This window comes from Paludisphaera rhizosphaerae (assembly GCF_011065895.1).
In the GTDB taxonomy this organism is placed as follows: domain Bacteria; phylum Planctomycetota; class Planctomycetia; order Isosphaerales; family Isosphaeraceae; genus Paludisphaera; species Paludisphaera rhizosphaerae.
Genome location: NZ_JAALCR010000062.1, coordinates 1 through 16,815, shown reverse-complemented (window position 1 = coordinate 16,815; position 16,815 = coordinate 1). Strand labels below are relative to the sequence as shown.

The window sequence follows — 16,815 nt, the reverse complement described above, 5'->3', positions numbered from 1 at the left end:
GCCTTCCCCTGAAAGCCCTCAAGGGGGGAAGGCCGTTATGGTTCCAGATTTCGTCCGACGTGCCCTCTGAAATCCGACAACCCTCACCCGCCGCTGCGCGCCGGCCCTCACGGTCCGTCGGCCTCCTTCGGCGGACGTTGCGCCTCGGCGGGGCTGATCAGGCCGTCGTGGTCGGCGTCGTAGGCGGCGAATACGGCCTCGGGGCCGAGGAACTCGCGGGGCGAGAGGTCGCCGTCGCGGTTGCGGTCCATTTTGAGGAACCATGACGGGGCCGACGGCGGCGTCGGGAACGTCGGGACCGTCGGGGCCGCGATGCGGTTCGTCACCACGATCGGTCCGCCCTGGCCGCCGTTCGGATCGCTCAGGGCGACGATCCAGCGATAGTGCCGCGCGACCTCGCGAGGGCCGACGTATCCGTCGCCGTCACGGTCCTCCCGGCGTAGCGCTTCGGGCAGAGCCCGGAGTTCGCGGACGCCGATCCGGTGGTCGCGGTCGACGTCGACCAGGTCCAGCAGCGAGGTCCCCTGGTCGATCGCCTGCAGCAGGATTCGCAGGCTCGCCACCTCCGCCTGCAAGTCGACGTAATTGATGAGTTCGGCCTCGGTGAGCCGGCCGTCTCCGTCGTGGTCGGCGGCGGATATCAGGGGGGCCAGCGCCGGGGCTTTCAGACGCTCGCCGCGGTCGACGACCCCGTTCTTGTCCAGGTCGGCGGCCTGGAACTGGTTTATGTAGATCATTTTCCGATTGGCGACGACCTGACTTCGCGAGTCGTCGCCCGAGCGGATCTCGATCGCCATCGTCTCCAGGTCGACGACCACGCCGTCGCTGCCGAGCGCGATCAGCTTGACGCCGCCGCCGGGTCGCGGCGCGACGGGGCGGACGATTTCGATGGCCGGCTGCCCCGGGGCGCGCTTGCCGATCCGGACGATCAACTCGGCGTCGGGGTCGGTCGCCAGGCCGCGCTCGATCTCGTCGCGATCGAGGTGGCCGTCGCCGTTGCCGTCGATCCTCGCGAAGGCTTCGGCGCCGAGGATGATCTCTCCGTTGTCGAGCTTGCCGTCGCGCGCCCGGGAAGTCCGCGAGCCCCCCGGGCCCGCCGGTCGGTCGGCGGGCGGCGTGTACGTCGAGGACGCCGCGGGCCGGGTCACTCCGTCGTCGTAGCGTTCCAGGATCTTCCGGGCTCGGACTTCCGGAGACCCTTCGGCCGTGAGGTCGGTCATGCGAGCCGAGATCGCCGAGTCCCGGACCATGATCCCGCCGCCCAGGCCCACGAAGGGGCTGCGAAAGGGGGTCAGCTCACGGACCGAGATCGTGCCGTCGTCGTCGGCGTCGAGAATCGCAAGCGAGGTCGCGGCGGCCGCCGCCTCGTCGCGATCGACGCGGCCGTCCTTGTTGTGGTCGATCGCGTCGAAGATGTTGATGCTTGGCCCCTCGGGCGACGACGTGAGCTGGATCGAGAACGGCGGCGCGAAGGGGCGGAACAGGTCGACCGGGTCGGAAATCTTGGATCGGTCCGTGACCGGCTCATTCGTCGGCCGGGCGAGCGAATACGACTGGATCGGCCGCGAGCCCCGGAACGGGTCGACGCGGGCGATCTCCGTCCGGCTGAGGGCGCCGTCCTTGTCGTCGTCGAGGCGAGGAATCAGGGCTCGGACGAGAGAGTCCCAGCGGGCGCGGTGGCTCAGGCCGTCGACCTGGATGCGCAGGCGGATCACCGCGGGCCGCGCAGGGCCGAGGAAGAGCACCGTCTGCACGTCGTCGTTGGGGTCGTCGGCGAAGACGTTGGCCGGCAGGTCGTCGTCGTCGGCGGAAGCGGAGGCCGTCGCGAGGACGCCGAGCGTCAGCATGAGGTGTCCAATCTTCATGCGAGCACCTGGGCGATGGGTTTGCCTTGCGGGTCGGCGATCCGGATCGGTCGGCCGAGGCCCGAGTCGTTCTGAACCTGGGGGTCGATCCCGAGCGTCGTGCAGATCGTCGCCATGAGGTCGGGGACCGTGACCGCCCCGTCCTCGACGGTCGCCCCGTCGCGCGAGGTCCGCCCATACGCCTGCCCGCCCTTGATTCCGCCGCCGGCCAGCACGGTGCTCCAGGCGCTGGGGAAGTGGTCGCGGCCCCCGCGTTCGTTGATCTTCGGGGTCCTGCCGAACTCGCCCATCCAGATGACCAGGGTCGATTCGAGCAGCCCCCGAGCGCGGAGGTCGTCCATCAGCGTGGACCAGGCGGGATCGAGGACGCCGCAGAGGCGGCTGACGGCGTCATGGTTCTGCTGGTGGGAGTCCCAGGTGGCGGTCGGCGAGCCGTCGATCCGCGAGAGGGAGACCTCGACGAACGGCACGCCCCGCTCGATGAGACGCCGAGCCAGGAGGCAGCCCTGGCCGAAATCGTTCCGGCCGTAGGCGTCGCGCAGCACGGCGGGCTCGTCGTCGAGGTCGAACGCCTCGACGGCCTTCGAGCGGACCATCCTGACGGCGCGCTCGTAGGCGGAGCGATGGCTGGACGCCGGCCCGACCGGCCGCCGCGCCAGGAAGTCGGAGTCCAGCCCTTCGAGCAGACCCAGCCGGTCGTCGGCCCGCGCCAGGGCGATCCCCGGCGGCGCGTCCATGTCCTCCACCCGCAGCGGCGTCGGCCCGCCCGGCCGCTGTTGGACCACTCCGAGGGGCCGGTCGCCCACGATCAGCGGCGCGTACTTCGGGCCCAGGAAGCCGGGCCCGTAGGCCGCGGCGTTGAACCCTCGGACCGGGCCTACGGAGATGAAGTTGGGCAGCTCGTCGTCGGGACGCTCCATCTCCTTGGCGACGAGAGCGCCGAGGGCCGGGTAGCGGATCGGCCCGTTCGGTGCGTAGCCGGTCCGGAGGAGGTACGTGGCCCGGCCGTGGTCCCCCTCCTTCGTCGTCATCGATCGGATCACGGCCAGGTCGTCGGCCTTCGTGGCGAGCCGTGGCAGGTGCTCGGCGATTCGCAACCCCGGCACGCTCGTCGCGATCGCCCGCGTTGAGCCGCCGTTCTCGTGCCCCGGCTTGGGGTCGAAGGTGTCGATCTGGCTGGGGCCGCCCGCCATCCAGAGCAGGATGCACGAGCGCCGACGCGTCGGGTCGGCCGCTGCGCCGGAGGCGAGCGTCTCGAACCATCCCGAGGCCGACGCCGCCGCGACGCCGCTCGCCGAGAGTTTGAGCCATTCGCGGCGCGACAGGGCGCGCCGCGGGTTTGTGCGATCCATGACACTCCCCTCCGGGACGTTGCACCGCTCCGCGTGCTGACGACTCGACACCTTTCGATTGCCCCCTTCAGAACCCACGGGTGCCATGGCCACGCGAGCGTGGCCATGAACCGGTGTGGGACGACCGCGAGACCGACGCCGATCGCATGGCCACGCGAGCGTGGCCATGGCACCCAGGTTGGCTTGTCCTCGGGTGATCGAGTGGGCTCAAGAAAAGCGTCGGGTCGTCAGCCCCGCGTGTCAGACGGCGATCCTCAGTGGTTCAGCTTGAACTCGGCGCTGTTGAGCAGGGCCCAGAAGACGTCCGCGAGCGCGAGCCTGGACCCGTGGGAGGCGACGTAGGCGACGAGCCGGGCCGATTCCTCGGGCCTCGGCCGGCGCGACAGGGCCGCCAGGAAGAGGGTCTCAACGCGGCCTCGGTCGTCGAGGAACGGGGCGTCCGCGACGGCCCCCAGCGTCTCGCCCTGCACCAGGTCCGTCGCTCCGGCGACGAATGCGCCGTTCATCAGCGCGAGCGCCTGTGGGATCGACGTCTGGTGCTCGGTCGGCCGGTCGTCCCCCATCGCGAACTTCTCCAGGAGGGCGGCGCGGGGGCCGTTCGGCACGACCGCGCGGGGGTTCGCCGTAAGCTCCGGAGGCATCCCCACGGCCTGCGCCAGGCTGTCGTAGAATTGCTCGGAGGTCAGCCCTCGGACGGGGCCGCGCGCGAACAGCCGAGGGTCGGCCGGCCGCGCGTGCTCGACGTCGCTGGAGAGGCCGTAGGCCCGCGTGGCGGTCAGGGCGCGGATCAGGGCCTGGCGGTCGTAGCCGGACGAGATGAACCAGGCCGCCAGATCCTCGAGCAGCTCGGGATGGCTCGGCGGATTCGCGTCGCCGAAGTCGTCGACCGGATCGACCAGCCCGATGCCGAAGAGCTGACTCCAGATCCGGTTGACGGCGGCCTTCGCGAAGTACGGGTTGTCGGGCGAGGTCATCCACTTCGCCAGCGCCTGGCGGGCGCTGGCGTCCTTGCTGGTGGCGGGCTCGGTTCCGTCGGGGAACCGGGCGGAGACTTTTCGCGACGTGCCGGGGATCTCCAGCTCCCGCTTCGAGCGGTCTTCCCGCGCGTTGAGGGAGATGCCGCCGTTCGGCTGCGCGGGCTGCTGGAGCCCTGCGAAGGCGGCGGCCAACGACCAGAACTCATCGCGCTTCCAGGTGGAGAACGGATGGTTATGGCACTGGGCGCACTCGATCCGGACCCCCAGGAACTGCCGCGCCGTGGAGGCGGCGAGGTCCTCGGGACGATAGCCCTTGGCCGCGTAGTAGGCGAGCGGCGTCGCCTCCGACTTGGCGGAGCTTGGCTGGGACGTGAATGGGCCCCGCCCGTCGAGGGGGGTGGAGAACAGGTCGCGGGCCAGGACGTCCAGCCCGACGCCGCCGATGAGGCGTGCGCGGAGCCAGACGTCGAAGTCCGGGGCGAGGACCCGCGCCACCGTATTCGACGCCGCCTCGGGGATCAGCAGGTTCCGCCAGGTGTTGACGGCGTGATTCGTCGCGGCGTTGCTGCGCAGGAGATTGTCGACCAGGCGGGCCCGCTTGTCGGGCGTTGGATCGTCGAGGAACGCCCGCGCCTCGGCCGCCGTGGGGATCTTGCCGGCGACGTCCAACCAGACGCGACGGAGGAACTCGGCGTCGTCGGCGGCCTGCGTCGGCTCGACGCCGGCCTCGGCCCAGGCCCGGGCCAGATGGGCGTCGACCTTCTCCGTCAGCGCCCGCTCCGACTCCGAGAGCGGCGACGACGCCGGGCCGGCGCCAATGCCGACGCCTCCGGCCAGGAACGCGATGACGAGACCCAGGGAACAACCGCGCCTCATGAGCTGGTTCCTCCAGAGCGTCCCCAATTGATGCGATCGAGTCGGGCTCCGCGTCATGATCCGGCCCGATGAGAGGGATGGTATCGCCGCAAGCGGACTCGGTCAAAAACATTCTCAATTCTGATGTCCTGTTAACATCAGCGACGCGGGCGGAAAGTCCGACAGGCATAGGAGATGGGCTGTCCGGCGATCCTTTGAAGACGCTTCACCCGAGAGCGAACTCGCCTGGGTCCTCTCGCAGATGAGTTCGTCCGTCGGGCGCCGAACTGTCTTGGGGGAGTCATAAGGTCGCCTTCGGAGCTTTCGAGGCCCGACGCCCGTGCCGAACAGGATTGACGCCTACCTGTAGCATGGGTTGGCTTCAGGCCAAAGAAGGACGCGGATGACGAAGTGGGGACGTCCGATATCGCGACGTCCCTGGGGTGAGGGGGAGCGGCGGCGATGGCGATGGGGCCGGGGTTGACGAGGGGCTGGGCGAGGGCCTCGGATCTGGCGCGACGGGAGGTCTCGCTGGCATGGGTCTGCTCGGGGCGGACGCGGTACTGGACGTTCGGGCTGCTCCTGTTGGCGGCCTACCTGGGGAACCAGCGGGCGTCGATCGGCGCTTACGACACGTACCCGAACGAGGTGCTGCCGTACGCCCTGGTCCGGGGTTACGGCCCGTTCCTGGAGCGGTTTGAGAACGGGATCCGCTTGCCGGATCACGCCCTGCCGGATTTCGCGACGACCGGCCGCGGGCACATCCTGTCGCGTTATCCCGTGGCCCCGGCGCTCCTGACGGCGCCGCTGATCGCACCGCAGATCTGGTACCGGGACCTCGTCGAGCCGGGCTGGGATTCCAACTTGTACTGGCTGCAGAAGGCCTGCTCGCAGATGTCCAAGAACGCGATGGCGATCCTGGCGGCGCTGGCGGGAGCGTTGCTGCTCCAGCTCCTGGATCGGATGGGCCTGGGGCGTGCGGCGGTCCCGGCGGCGCTGGCGGGGGCGCTGGGGTCGGACCTCTGGGCGGTGGCGAGTCAGGCGGCCTGGCAGCACGGCCCGGCGGTGCTGATGCTCGTGGTCATGCTCCGGCTCCTGACGCCCGGGCCGGCCTCGCGAGCACACCTGGCGGGCGCCGGGCTGGCGGCGGGGATGCTGACGGCCATCCGGCTGTTCGACGTGGTCTTCCCGGCGGCCGTCGCGCTCGGCCTGCTGCTGACTCGGCCGAGGGATCTCGCCTGGTTCATCTTCCCCGCCGTGCCGATCGCCGCGGTCCTGCTGGCTTACAACCTCTACTACTTCGGCGTATGGGCCGGAGGCCAGGACGGCCTGGAGGCGCTCCACGCGTCCGTCCACGGGGTCGAGGGCATCTGGACGGGCCGCTTCCTGGAGGGGGCGGCGGGGACGCTGTTCAGCCCGGCGCGGGGGCTGTTCGTGTTCTCCCCCTGGGCCGCGCCGGCGGTCCTTCTCCTCCCCGCGACGGCCCGGCGAGTCGCCGCCTTCCCGGCGGTCGCGTGGACGACGCTGGCGCTCGTGCCCTACGCGGTCCTGCTCTCCAAGTATTCGGTCTGGTGGGGGGGCCACTCGTTCGGCCCCCGGTACTGGATCGAGGCCTCCGTGCCGCTGGCGATCCTGCTGGCCTTCGCGATCGACTGGTCCCTGTCGCGACGCCTGGCCCTTCGGATCTTCCTGGTCGTCGCGATCGCCTGGTCGATCGCCCTGCAGGCCGTCGGGGCCTGGTACTACCCCAGCTCCTGGAACCAACGCCCCCACGACGTCGACCGCCACCACGAACGGCTCTGGGACTGGCGCGACACCGAGATCAGCCGCTGCCTCATCGAGTCGCGCTTCTTCCTCTACTAACCCTCGCCGCCCGAACGGCGCGCCTCAGGGCTTCGGCTTCTCGCCTTCGAGCGGCTCGAACGTCGTCCGGAATGTGGCCTTGGGGGCGTCGGTTTCGAGGTAGAAGGAGTCGCGGCGCTTGGGGGGCGCGTCGGGGGTGTTCGCCAGGGTGACGCGGAACGCGCCGGGGGTCTGGAAGGTCAGCCGGAAGCGGGCGCCCTTGGCGGTGGTCATGATGAACTCGGCCCGGTCGCGGTAGGTGGCGGTGCGGGCGTCCTTCCACTGCTGGAACGGGGCCGGGCGGGACCCGGCGAACGAGGCGTCGGCGCGGAGGCTTTCGGGGGCCTCGACGTGGCCCTGGACGTGCAGCGCCAGGCCGGCGTGGGGCTTGGCACCCGGCTTCACGTGGAGGGCCTCGACGGTCGCCTCGTCGACGAGCTTGCCCCCTTCGATGGAGAGCCGTCGCGAGGCCGAGGCGTCCGGGCTGTAGCGCGGCTGGGCGGCGGTGGAAGAGGTCTTCGAGAACGACCCGCGCTCGCCCGGATCCCAGCCGACCTGGCCCTGGCCGTCGATCATCGGGACGTTGTGCGCGGGGGCCGTGCGATACCAGCCGCGATGCAACGGCGAGCCGTAGCCGACGGTCCCCGGATCGTGGGTCACGTCCACGTCCTTGAAAGTCGCCTCGAAGTTCAGCGCCTCGGCCTGGGCGTGCGATTGCGTGAGCTGCCCGTAGTGGAAGAAGACCTGCCAGCCGTCGGCCGAGAGGACGGCCATCCGGCTCGACTCCAAATCGCGCGAGACGACCGGGGGCAGTTCGTAGGAGCCGCTCGGCGCGGGGAGAGGGTCGACGAGCGTCGCCCAGGTCCGCCGCTTCGACGCTTCCTTCAGGCCGATGGGGTTCGGGAAGAGCCGGGCGGCGTCGGCCAGGGTTTCGCGGTCGGGGGCCTTGCCGGTGCCGTTCTGGTCGGCGGGGGTCGGCAGGCGGCCGTCGGGGAACCGCAGGGCCATCGGCGAGAGGATCAGATTCTGCACGGCGAGCATCTCGTCGCGAAGCTCCCCCGCCCGGCCGGCGAGCCAGGCGGCCTCGAACATCGGCATCAGCGCCCGGGCCGTGTACGAGTTGTAGCCCAACGACTGCTCATACCAGAGGTAGTCGCCGGTGATCCCCTCGCGGACCTGCTGCCGGACGCCGAAGGGGCCGTCCACGGCCTGCTTCCAGAGGGCGTCGTCGTGGTATAGGAGCGCGACCTGCGCCGCGGCCGAGCGTTGCCAGCAGGCGATGTTGTGGATGTCGCGGCGGGTCTGGGCGAGCAACTCGCACTGGGGGCGGAAGAGCCCCTCCAGCCAGGCCCGCTTGCGCTCGGGGGTCGCGAAGTCGTCCAGCAGCCGGGCGGTCTCGACGAACCGGCTGAGCATCGTCGCCTCGTCGAGAGACTGATACATCATCTGCGTGCCGGGCTGGGGCTTGGGCAGGCGGGGGAACTTCTTGTAGTTGGCCGCGTAGAAGTCGAGCTGGCCGGCCGCCCAGTCGGCGTAGGCCCGCTCGCCGGTGAGGCGGAAGAGCCGGGCGGCCTCCGGCATGAGGGAGGCGTTCTGGGTGCGGAAGCGGTAGACCCAGGCGTCATGGAGCGTCGGCGTCAGCGCGACGGGCGTCTTCGGGTCGTTGCGGCTGCGGAGCGTGTCCGGACCGGGCTCGTCGGGCGTCCAGACCAGGAACGAGCCGTCCTTCGGACTGACGAAGTCGTGATGCCAGCCGGACCGCCACTCCACCTTGTCGCGACGATGGGCCTTCCACTCGTCGACCTCGGCGCGACGAGCCGCGACCCAGTCCCGCCATCGCGGTTCCGCGGCGCGGCGGCGGGCGCCGTCCCAGTCCTCGACGACCCGCCGCAGCGGGTCGCCGGGGGCGGCGTAAGTCTTGTATTCACCCAGCGCGGCGGCCGGATCAGGCTTGGGGAACCGAGGACCGTCGGCGGCGGTGAGAGCCGTCGCCAAACCGGCGATTAGAAAAAAGCGAATGCGATGCAATTTGTTCAACATCGATCGGTTCTCCCGGCGTCGGAATCATCGTCTCCGATGGATTACAGAGTAAGGCGATGTAAGACGGGAAGCAAGCGTGGCTAACGGCCCTCGCATGTTCCCTAATCGCGCGGCCGTGAGGCGGGGGGCGCTGGATTGTTGAATTTATGCAACGTAAGGCTACGGATATGCTTGCCTCCAATCGCTGGGATACGATAGAATGCGCACCGCGATAGGTGGATCTTGAGCGCTCTACGGACTAAGCAGCACCCAGGACCACGTGGCGATTGGCCTTCGGTGGAGCTCATTCCGCATCGTCGCACGAATCCTTCGGGTTTGCCCGCGGTGCCGAGCGAGAGCTGAACGGCGATTTTTGCCATCCTTCCTCATGGACGAGACGTCGCCCGACGTCGCAAATTCGTTCGAACCGTACATCGAGCGCCTCGGGAGCATCCTTTATGCATGGACTCCGTCGTTGCCTGTTCCGTCCGTTGGTCGCCGTCTTCACGATGCTTGTGGGCTCGACCCTGGCTTCGACGGAAGTCCGAGCGGGCCTTGTGGGCTACCTGACTCAGCCGCCCGACGGCGGCATCATCGTCGTCGCAGGGGATCCGGTCTACCGTCTCACCTTCCTGGGGTATGAGCGCACCGGCGTGCAATTCCTGACGGGGGATTACGTCAAGCTGTTCGACGTTCCGGGGACCGCGGCCTTCAACCCCGGCCCGCCGCCGACCGGCTCGACGACCAGCCAGCCTCAGAACGAGCCGCTGGTTCCCACCGGCATGGGCTGGACGCCCATCCTCTCCAATCCGTCGACGGCCACGTGGCAGAGCGACCCGCCGATCTCGGTCCCCTCCTCGGACTTCACGTTCTACTACTCGAACCTCTTCGGACCAGCGACGGCGCTGGTGAACAACTCGGGCTCGGACCGCTTCCTCGGCCAGTTCTCGATCCTCACCTACATCGACCTCCCCGCGCTGGTTGCGAATGCGGTGATTACGATCAACTACCTCATCCACGCCCACGACCTGTCGGGGAACGTGATCGAGGAGCAAGGCACCCTGGTTCTGACGCAGGCGGTTCCTGAGCCCTGCTCCCTCGTCATGCTCGGCCTGGGCGCCGTCGGGGCCGTGGGCTGGAGCGTCCGCCGCCGTCGAGCCGCGGCGGCTTCGGCTTCAGCTTCAGTGTGACGCCCAGGTCTTCATCCTCGGCCCCGACTCACTCGGGGTCGAGGACGACGTCCAGACAATCGACCTCGGCCCGGCCGTCGCCGGGAGCGAGGCCGATCTGGTTGCTCCCTTCGAGGAGCCGCAGCCGGGCGTAGGCGACCGACCACCGGCCGCCTCCCGAGTCCGGATACACGAGCGTCGTCTGCGGGCGGTCGGCGACCAGCAGGCGATGCGAGTTGCGCGCCCGACGGTCGGCCGCGGGGCCCGGCTCGGTCCGGTAGCGGACGGCGACCACGTACGTCCCCGCCTTCGCGACCGAGACCTCGAACGTCGCGCGGGCCTCGGGGCCTGTCAGGTCGACGAGCTTCGATCGGCCCGAGCTTTGGGAGTCGGCGACGCCCTTCGCGGGGCCTTCCAGCCGCGCCTTCTCGGCTTCCAGCCGGAGCCGCTTCGGCTCGCCGGAAGGAAGCGGGATTGGTCGGTCGGCGGCCTTCGGCGCGCCGAAGACGGGGAGGCCGTCTTTCCCCCAGTGGAACTCCTGGGCGCGGATGGATCGCGACCAGCCCGAGCCCGGGGCCTTGGCCGCGTGGAAGACGATCCAGTCTTCCTTGCCGTCGGGCGACTTCGTGAACGAGTTGTGGCCCGGCGCGACGACTCCATTCGCGCTCGCGAAGACCGGCTCCGGCGACTTGGTCCAGGCCGAGGCGTTGAGCGGGTCCGCCCCCGGCTTGAGCGCCAGCAGGCCCAGGCAGTAGTGGTCGCTCCAACTTCCGGCGGCCGAATAGACCAGGAAGACGCGGCCGTTGTGGATCAGGGCCTCGGGGCCCTCGTTGATGGTCGGCGGCCCGGCGGCCTTCTCCCAGTCGTGGGTCGGCCGGGACAGCTCGACGCGCGGGCCGGAGATGGTCGCCGGGTCGCTCATCGGGGCGATGTAGATCCGCTGGTCGACGTTCTTGTCCCCTTCCCAGCCCGACCAGACGAAGTAGAGCCGCTCCGCGTCGCCCGTTCCCGTGCGCAACACGGTGCCGTCGATGGCCCACTTATCGGAGGGGTCGGTGATCTTCCCCTTGAAGGTGAACGTCCCCTCGAACGGGTCGTCCGCGCGGTTCTCCAGGACGTACATCCGGTGGTGGTTGTTGTCGCCGTCGTCGGCCGCGACGTAGACGTACCACCCCCCCTTCAGCCGGTGGATCTCCGGCGCCCAAAGCTCCTTGCTGTGCGCCGTGCCGGGCTCCGGCCGCCAGATCAGGCGGTCTTCCCCGGCCGACAGCCCGGTGATCGTGGGCGACCGTCGCAGCACGATCCCCCCCTGCATCGACTGGATCAGGTAATACCGGCCGTCGTCATGCCGGATCACCCACGGGTCGGCCCCCGAGGGGTCCACGATGTTGTAGAAGTTGCTCACCTCCTGCGCCTGCCCGTTCGCCGCCGAGCCGATCGCCAGCAACGCCGCGACCACCGCCGGAGCGACCCTCATTCCCACGCCCATCGATCCGCCTCCCGGATGCCGAAGTCATCGTTCGACCTGTATCATCGCCCGAGACCGACCGCGATGGGAAGCGCAGGGGGCCGAGAGCCTGGCAAGGCTCCGCCACGGCGGTCGCGCGCCCGGCCATGGTCGTCAGGCCCCGATCTCCGCGAGCTTCGCCTTGACCAGCCGCTCGATCTCCTCGACGGCCGCGTCGGTCGCCTCCTGGACGGCCCGCTCGGAGCCTCGGCCTCGGGCGGCGATTTCTTTGCGGGCGTCCTGGCGGACTGACCGGACGGCGACCTTGGCCTCCTCGCCCAGCTTTTTGACGTGCCGGGCGATCTCGGCCCGCTGTTCGCCGCTGACCGGCGGCACGCCCACGGCGACGGCCCTCGGGTTCAGGGCGTAGGCGTTCAGCCGGGCCTCGGTCAGCGCCTTCACGATCGCCGGGACGTTCGTCGGGTCGAACGGCGTGACGACGATTCGGTCGCCCTGGCTCGCAACGCTCGCCATCCTGGCGAGCGCCACCGAGTCGCCGTGGACGGCGACCCGGAAGGTCTCGATGAAGCCGATGCTCAGCTTGCCGGGCCGAATCCCGGCCAGTTGGTCGGCCAGGTGTCGCACCGACTTCCGCATCCTCGGTTTCCAGTCGCTCATGCGAGCCTCGCAGCCTGGCAGCCCACCTTAGCGGGCTGAGAGTTTGTCCCGTAAGTGCTTCGCGGCCGAGCAAACAGGGACTGGCTCCGTGAGTCTTCGAGCGGTGCCTGTCCCTCTTTCTCCGCCGCTTCGCCCTGAAAACGGGGACAGGCACCTCCGCTGCGCTGCGGAGCCAGTCCCCGTTTTCAGGGCTCCGCTCGCCTTACGGGACAGACTCTTACTTCACGTAATCCGCGGCTGATTCTCGCGGGGCCGCGGGAAAGGGGCGTTCGGGGGTGTGGGCCTCGCGGCAGGCGGCGGCGACGCGTTCGAGGACCTCGGGGTGGGCGGCGGCGAGGTTGGACGCCTCGCCGGGGTCGGCGTCGAGGTCGTAAAGCTCCCAGGCGGCGGCCGGGCCGGGGCGCACGGCCTTCCAGCGGCCGAGGCGCACGGCCTGGGCGATGGTGTTCTGCTTCGCGCCGGCTTCCTCCCAGTAGAGGTACTCGTGCGGCTTCTGCGCGGCCGGGTCGCCGAGCAGCGTGGGGGCGAACGAGAGGCCGTCGAGGCCGGGCGGGACCGCGTTCGAGGCCCCGGCGAGGTCGGCCAGCGTCGGCAGGACGTCGGGGAAGTAGGCGATCAAATCGCTCGTCGAGCCGGGCTTGATGCGGCCGGGCCAGCGGACGATCATCGGCACGCGCACGCCCCCTTCGTAGAAGCTCCCCTTCGCGCCGCGCGACGGGCCGTTGCCGTCGAAGAACTCGACGAAGATGTCGAGCCACGCGCCGGGCTGCGGGCCGTTGTCCGAGGTGAAGATCAGGATCGTGTCGTCCTCGATCCCCAGTCGCTTCAGGAGGGCGGCGACCTCGCCGACCTGGGCGTCGACCCGCGAGACCATGCCGGCGAAATCCGCGTAGGCGTCGTCGGAGCCGATGTAGCCGGGCCTCGGATCGGCCCGGTTGATCTTCGGCCAGCGTCCCTCGTACGCCTGGCGATCGGCCGGCGGGGCGATCAACTCGACGTGCGGCAGCGTGTACGGGAGGTAGGCGAAGAAGGGCTTGTCGCGGTTGGCCTCAATGAAAGCCAGGGCCTGCTCGTGGACGGCGTCGGGGGCGTACGTCCCGCGCTTCTTGCCGAGATTCGCCGGCAGCGGCTCGCGTTCCAGGCCGTTCATCAAGAAGGCCGGGTAGTGGAAGTGGGCGTGCGTCTGGCTGTAGTGGCCGAACCAGACGTCGAACCCCTGCTTCAGGGCCACGCCCGGCGTCTCGTCGCGGCCGAGCCCCCACTTGCCGAAGCCTCCCGTGACATAGCCGGCCTTCTTCAAGACCTCGGCGATGGTGACGTCGGCGTCGTCGAGATGCCGGTCCAGGCCGTTGTTGCGAACGGGCGTCCGGCCGGTGTGCAGGCCCGTGAGGAGCGTGCTCCGCGCCGGGGCGCAGACGCCCGCCCCGCTGTAGAACTGAGTGAACCGCATCCCCTCCTTCGCCAGCGCGTCGATGTTCGGCGTGCGGATCTTCGTCTGCCCGTAACAGCCGACGTGTCCGTACCCCAGGTCGTCCGCCAGGATGAAGACGATATTCGGCGGCCTGCCGGGCGCGGCGGCCTCGGCCGCGTTCCCGAGGGCGACGAGGGCGATGGCCGTGGTTGCGGCCGTCAGCACGATCGAGCGTCGAATGTTCATGTAGGAGTCCTCAGACGCAGGGGGGCCGGCATTGCGGCGCGGGCCAGTGGAGTGACGGCGTGTCAATCTCGCGCGGACTTCCGTGCATCCTCCGGCGGGAGGGCGGCCTTCCAGCCGGCCTGGAGCAAGGCGGCCAACTCGCGACGGGTCTCGGCGTAGGCGGGCTCGTCGATCACGTTCCGCGTTTCCCAGGGGTCCTTCTCCAGGTCGAAGAGCGCCGGTGAGTCGCTGCCTTCCTGGAACTCAAGATAGCTGTAGCGACGGTTGCGGACCATCCGGCCGTGGTCGCGGGAGCCGCCGGACATGAACACGGCCGACTTCCACGGGCGCTCTGGGTCGTTGAGCAGCGGGGAGAAACTGGTCCCCTCCAGGTTCGTCGGCAACTTCACGGCCGCCAGGTCGCCGATCGTCGGCAGCAGGTCGACGAACTCGACGAACTGCCGGCTGACGCGGCCGTTCCCCACGGCTCCCGGAACGCGGACGATCAGGGGGGCCCGGCGGGTCGGCTCCAGCATGGAGTACTTGGACCAGAACGCGTGGTCCCCCAGGTGGAAGCCGTGGTCGCCCAGGAAGACCACGATCGTGTTGTCGCGGAGCCCGGCCTCGTCGAGGGCGTCGAGGACCAGGCCGATGTTGTCGTCGACGAAGCTGACGCAGGCGTAATAAGCGGCGATCGCCTCCCTGGCCTGCTGGGGCGTCGGCTGCTTCTCGGTGAAGATGTCCGGATTGCCGCCGTGAGCCCGCGTCTGGTAGTGAGCGGGAAGGCCCACGAACTCGTCGGGCGCGGCCGGCGGCGTGGGGATCTTGTCCGGGTCGTACATGTCGATGTACTTCTTGGGGGCGATCAGCGGCGTGTGGGGCTTCGACTGCGAGACCGACAGGAAGAACCGCGACTTGTCCCTGGCGAACTGCTTGATCAGCGCGGCGGCGGTCGCCGCCATCCGGTAATCGCGCTCCTGTTCGCGGGTCAGGCCGGAGTCGCCGTAGCGGTCGGACTGCTTCCGCCGCCAGACGCGGAACTCACGGCTGTTGCGGTCGGCCGGCGGCGGGTCGCTGACCCTCGGGGCGGCAGGGAACTGGAGGATCGGCGGCGGTCCCTTCCAATCCTTCGGCTTTTCGATGAACTCCAGCCGATCGAACGTCAGGAGCCTCTTCTCCGCATAGTTCGTCTGGTGGAAGAGCTTGCCGACGTTGGCCGTCGTGAACCCGCCGGTTTTGAGGATCTCGGGGAGCGACAGCGTCCCCGGCGGCAGGTGCTCGTCCATCACCTGCTCGTTCGTCGTCACGCCGGTCGTCGGCGGCCTCAGCCCCGTCAGGAACGACGTCCGCGACGGGTTGCAGCTCACCGCCTGCACATAGGCGGCGTCGAACACCACCGCCGACTTCGCGAACCGATCGATGTTCGGCGTCTTGCAGATCGTGTTGCCGTAGCACCCCCACACGCCGGCGTTGCAGTCCTCGATGTCGATCAAGAGCACGTTCATCTTCGACGTGTCGGGCACATCGGCAGCCCGAACCTCGGCGGCGACGGCCGCCAGCGCCAGTACGATCGGAAGGATGAAGCGTCTCAGCATGGGGAGAGTCCTTGGGGGCCGGGTCAGTGAAAATCACGAGTTAAGTCGACTACTCCTATGGGGTTGAAATGGTATCGGGCCAGAGACGAGGCGTCCAGAGGGTTCGAGCGGGAGGCTGTGTCTCGACCCTGTTCGGAGCGTGGGCGGCCCGATAAGCTCGGGGGAGTCGCATCGTTTCCATTCCATGAGTAACCTTCGATCGAAGAGGCGGGTCGCGCCATGGCCGTGAAAGCTCGTCGGCTCGGGTTGCTGCTGGCGGTGGTCGTGGTCGAGGTCGTGCTGTCGGGGGGCGGTCGCCCCGCGTTCGGCGCGAGCTTCTCGTGGAAGAAGTACGCGGAGAAGCCGCCGGAGTGGTATCGCGGCGAGGAGGGGCGGAAGATCACCGCCTGCATCCTCTCGAACCAGTCGCCGGCCGGGGATTGGCCGAAGAACTTCGACACGTCGGCCGTCCCCTATACGGGCGATCGCAACAAGATCGAGGGGACGTTCGACAACGGGGCCACGTTCGGCGAGCTTCGGTTCCTGGCCCGGGCCTTCCAGGCGACGGGCGACGCGGTCGATCGCGAGGCCTTCCTGCGCGGGTTCGATCACGCGACGGCGGCCCAGTATCCCAACGGCGGCTTCCCGCAGCACTTCCCCACGAGCCGAAAGGGGTACGACCGCCACATCACCTTCAACGACGGGACGATGGTCAACATCCTCCAGTTCCTGAGGGACGTCGCCGATTCGGACGACTTCGCCTTCGTCGACGCCGGCCGCAGCGCCGCGGCCGTGAAGGCGTTCGACAAGGGGATCGCCTGCATCCTCGCCTGCCAGATCAAGGTGAACGGCAAGCTCACCGCCTGGTGCGCCCAGCACGATGAAACCACCCTGGCCCCCGCCCCGGCGCGGGCCTTCGAGTTGGTCTCGATCTCCGGCGGCGAGAGCGGCGGCATCCTGCAACTGCTGATGAGCCTCCCGAATCCCAGCCCCGAGGTAGTCCAGGCGATCGAGGCGGGCGTGACGTGGTACGACTCCGCCAAACTGACCGGGATTCGCCAGGAGATCCACGAGAAAAACAAGGTGATCGTCCAGGACCCCGCCGCCCCGCCGCTCTGGGCCCGATTCTACGAGGTCGACACCAACCGCCCGTTCTTCTGCGGCCGCGACGGCGTCAAGAAGTACGACGTCGCCGAGATCGAGGCTGAACGCCGCAACGGCTACGCCTGGTACGGCAACTGGGGGGAAGCCGTCGCCAAGCGCTACGCCGCGTGGCAGGCCGGGCGTAAGAAGGCGGCGTAGAGACGCGACGCATTCGCGCGAGCCTTCGGCGTGGGATCTAGGCAAACTGCGAAGCAAACCTTCGGGACGACGAAGTTAACCCTGGTCCCCTCTCCCCCC

The 16,815-nt window shown here is 69.3% G+C and carries 11 protein-coding genes; 3 read left to right on the top strand and 8 right to left on the bottom strand.

Annotation, left to right across the window (positions count from 1 at the left end):
• Positions 1 to 107: 107 nt before the first annotated feature.
• The 3 genes from G5C50_RS31605 to G5C50_RS31595 form a co-directional block, all read right to left on the bottom strand.
• Positions 108 to 1,865: a hypothetical protein gene (locus tag G5C50_RS31605; protein ID WP_165075973.1), complete on the bottom strand. Its 1,758-nt coding sequence runs from the start codon at positions 1,863 to 1,865 to the stop codon at positions 108 to 110.
• Positions 1,862 to 3,217: a DUF1501 domain-containing protein gene (locus G5C50_RS31600; protein ID WP_165075971.1), complete on the bottom strand. Its 1,356-nt coding sequence runs from the start codon at positions 3,215 to 3,217 to the stop codon at positions 1,862 to 1,864. Before G5C50_RS31600 ends, G5C50_RS31605 begins: the two co-directional genes overlap by 4 nt.
• Positions 3,218 to 3,471: 254 nt before the next feature.
• Positions 3,472 to 5,070 (bottom strand): DUF1553 domain-containing protein, encoded by a 1,599-nt coding sequence (locus tag G5C50_RS31595; protein WP_165075969.1) that lies wholly within the window; start codon positions 5,068 to 5,070, stop codon positions 3,472 to 3,474.
• Positions 5,071 to 5,511: 441 nt separating this feature from the next.
• Between G5C50_RS31595 and G5C50_RS31590 the strand changes: the two genes are divergently transcribed.
• The gene (locus tag G5C50_RS31590) at positions 5,512 to 6,912 is read left to right on the top strand and encodes a hypothetical protein (protein ID WP_165075967.1); all 1,401 of its coding nucleotides are present in this window, start codon (positions 5,512 to 5,514) and stop codon (positions 6,910 to 6,912) included.
• A gap of 24 nt (positions 6,913 to 6,936) precedes the next feature.
• Here the strand turns inward: G5C50_RS31590 and G5C50_RS31585 are convergent, their stop codons facing one another.
• The gene (locus G5C50_RS31585; protein ID WP_165075965.1) at positions 6,937 to 8,931 is read right to left on the bottom strand and encodes a heparinase II/III domain-containing protein; all 1,995 of its coding nucleotides are present in this window, start codon (positions 8,929 to 8,931) and stop codon (positions 6,937 to 6,939) included.
• A gap of 437 nt (positions 8,932 to 9,368) precedes the next feature.
• On the opposite strand from G5C50_RS31585, the gene G5C50_RS31580 reads away from it, so the two are divergent.
• Positions 9,369 to 10,100, top strand: a complete 732-nt coding sequence (locus G5C50_RS31580; protein WP_165075963.1) for a PEP-CTERM sorting domain-containing protein — start codon at positions 9,369 to 9,371, stop codon at positions 10,098 to 10,100.
• 28 nt (positions 10,101 to 10,128) lie between these two features.
• On the opposite strand, the gene G5C50_RS31575 is transcribed toward G5C50_RS31580, so the two are convergent.
• From G5C50_RS31575 to G5C50_RS31560, 4 genes are all read right to left on the bottom strand, one after another.
• Positions 10,129 to 11,568: a family 43 glycosylhydrolase gene (locus G5C50_RS31575; protein WP_165075960.1), complete on the bottom strand. Its 1,440-nt coding sequence runs from the start codon at positions 11,566 to 11,568 to the stop codon at positions 10,129 to 10,131.
• Between the two features lie 132 nt (positions 11,569 to 11,700).
• A complete protein-coding gene (locus tag G5C50_RS31570) occupies positions 11,701 to 12,204 on the bottom strand; it encodes a ribosome-recycling factor (protein WP_165075959.1) in 504 nt (167 codons plus the stop codon).
• A 217-nt stretch (positions 12,205 to 12,421) separates the two neighbouring features.
• The gene (locus G5C50_RS31565) at positions 12,422 to 13,861 is read right to left on the bottom strand and encodes an arylsulfatase (RefSeq protein WP_165075957.1); all 1,440 of its coding nucleotides are present in this window, start codon (positions 13,859 to 13,861) and stop codon (positions 12,422 to 12,424) included.
• Between the two features lie 62 nt (positions 13,862 to 13,923).
• Positions 13,924 to 15,435, bottom strand: a complete 1,512-nt coding sequence (locus G5C50_RS31560; protein ID WP_165075955.1) for a sulfatase — start codon at positions 15,433 to 15,435, stop codon at positions 13,924 to 13,926.
• 219 nt (positions 15,436 to 15,654) lie between these two features.
• Between G5C50_RS31560 and pelA the strand changes: the two genes are divergently transcribed.
• Entirely contained in the window at positions 15,655 to 16,716 is a 1,062-nt protein-coding gene (gene pelA, locus G5C50_RS31555; protein ID WP_165075953.1) for a pectate lyase, read from the top strand.
• The last annotated feature ends 99 nt before the right edge of the window (positions 16,717 to 16,815 follow it).

Excerpts from the sequence above, each read along its gene's own strand:
- G5C50_RS31580 (WP_165075963.1), top strand. The coding sequence starts at position 9,369 with ATGCATGGACTCCGTCGTTGCCTGTTCCGTCCGTTGGTCGCCGTCTTC.
- G5C50_RS31585 (WP_165075965.1), bottom strand. The coding sequence starts at position 8,931 with ATGTTGAACAAATTGCATCGCATTCGCTTTTTTCTAATCGCCGGTTTG.
- G5C50_RS31565 (WP_165075957.1), bottom strand. The coding sequence starts at position 13,861 with ATGAACATTCGACGCTCGATCGTGCTGACGGCCGCAACCACGGCCATC.
- G5C50_RS31600 (WP_165075971.1), bottom strand. The coding sequence starts at position 3,217 with ATGGATCGCACAAACCCGCGGCGCGCCCTGTCGCGCCGCGAATGGCTC.
- pelA (WP_165075953.1), top strand. The coding sequence starts at position 15,655 with ATGGCCGTGAAAGCTCGTCGGCTCGGGTTGCTGCTGGCGGTGGTCGTG.
- G5C50_RS31595 (WP_165075969.1), bottom strand. The coding sequence starts at position 5,070 with ATGAGGCGCGGTTGTTCCCTGGGTCTCGTCATCGCGTTCCTGGCCGGA.
- G5C50_RS31590 (WP_165075967.1), top strand. The coding sequence starts at position 5,512 with ATGGCGATGGGGCCGGGGTTGACGAGGGGCTGGGCGAGGGCCTCGGAT.
- G5C50_RS31605 (WP_165075973.1), bottom strand. The coding sequence starts at position 1,865 with ATGAAGATTGGACACCTCATGCTGACGCTCGGCGTCCTCGCGACGGCC.
- G5C50_RS31570 (WP_165075959.1), bottom strand. The coding sequence starts at position 12,204 with ATGAGCGACTGGAAACCGAGGATGCGGAAGTCGGTGCGACACCTGGCC.
- G5C50_RS31560 (WP_165075955.1), bottom strand. The coding sequence starts at position 15,435 with ATGCTGAGACGCTTCATCCTTCCGATCGTACTGGCGCTGGCGGCCGTC.
- G5C50_RS31575 (WP_165075960.1), bottom strand. The coding sequence starts at position 11,568 with ATGGGCGTGGGAATGAGGGTCGCTCCGGCGGTGGTCGCGGCGTTGCTG.